Origin of the sequence: Streptomyces lancefieldiae, assembly GCF_031845825.1 — a bacterium.
GTDB classification, from domain to species: domain Bacteria; phylum Actinomycetota; class Actinomycetes; order Streptomycetales; family Streptomycetaceae; genus Streptomyces; species Streptomyces lancefieldiae.
The window spans coordinates 1-1,293 of the sequence record NZ_JAVRFH010000218.1 but is presented as its reverse complement, the minus strand read 5'-3'; the positions used below and the strand labels follow the sequence as shown (position 1 = coordinate 1,293).

At 69.8% G+C, this 1,293-nt stretch carries 1 protein-coding gene; it reads right to left on the bottom strand.

What is annotated here, in order from left to right; genetic code table 11:
* Positions 1–51 precede the first annotated feature (51 nt).
* Positions 52–1,293: IS701 family transposase (locus RM812_RS41720; RefSeq protein WP_394816608.1), on the bottom strand; the 1,242-nt coding region annotated here is incomplete at its 5' end.

The following is a 1,293-nucleotide window of genomic DNA, read 5'->3' as shown; positions in this document are numbered from 1 at the left end:
CGGTCCAGGTCGCGAGGAGTATCTGCAGCTCGCGGACGACTCGGTAGAGGCTCAGGCCGACGCCGTCTCTTTTGGGGATCGGCTCAGTCGCTGGAGGGTGCAGAAGGCGTGGGCGACTGAGACGAGGGTGACGTGGTGGTGCCAGCCTGGCCAGGTTCGGCCCTCGAAGTGGGCCAGGCCGAGGGCCTGTTTCATCTCGCGGTAGTCGTTCTCGATGCGCCAGCGGAGCTTCGCGGTGCGCACGAGGACGGGCAGCGGGGTGGTCTCGGGTAGGTTGGAGAGCCAGAACTGCACGGGTTCGTCCTGGTCGGCGGGCCATTCGGCCAGCAGCCAGCGGACCGGAAGCTCGCTGCCGGCCGTGGCCTTGCGGATCTCACGTCCGGCGGGCCGGATCCGCTGGGCTACGAAGCGCGAGTACATGCGTTTGTGTCCGCTGCGGCCACTGCCGGGCCGCGAGCCCTCCCGCCACTGCACCGGCCGAGCGGCGCGTTTTCCGGCCGCGATGACCAGGTCTTTCACGGTCTGCGCCGGCTCGGGGTAGGCAGACACCGGCCGTCGGCCCAGGCCGGAGTAGGCCGGGGTGCAGGGCTGTGCGTCCTCGGGTTGCGCAGTGGTCGTGGTCGAGATGCCCACCACGTAGTCGAGACCGCGTTCCTCCAGGCCGGTCCGGAAAGCGGCGGTGTCCCCGTAGCCTCCGTCGGCGATGACCTGGGGCACCTCGATGCCCCAGGACCGCGTCTCGTCGATCATGTCGAGGGCCAGCTGCCACTTCTCGACATGCCCCACCTCGGCAGGAATGGCGCACTTGTCACGACGGGCCACCTTGACCGGATCGGCCTTCGGCGAGGCAGGATCCCAGCTCCCAGGCAGGAACAGACGCCAGTTCACGGCCACCGAGGCGCCGTCGGAAGCCAGGTGCAAGGAGACCCCGGCCTGGCAGTTGGTGACCTTGCCCGCCGTGCCGGTGTACTGCCGGGTCACGCATGCCGACGCGTCCCCGTCCTTGAGGAACCCGGTGTCATCGATGATCAGCGCGGTGGGCTTGACGACCGGCTGCATGCGCCAGGCCAACCGGGCCCGGACATGCGCCGCATCCCACGGGCTGGAGGTGACGAAGTGGGCCAGCGCCTGTCGGTTACCGTCCTCGCCCAGGCGGGCGGCCATCGGCTCCACCGACTTGCGCCCGCCGTCCAGCAGCAGACCCCGCAGATAGACCCCGCCCCACCGGCGCTGATCCGCCCGCGCGAACGGCTCGAACATCTCCGCCGCGAAGTCCTCCAGATCACACCGGAC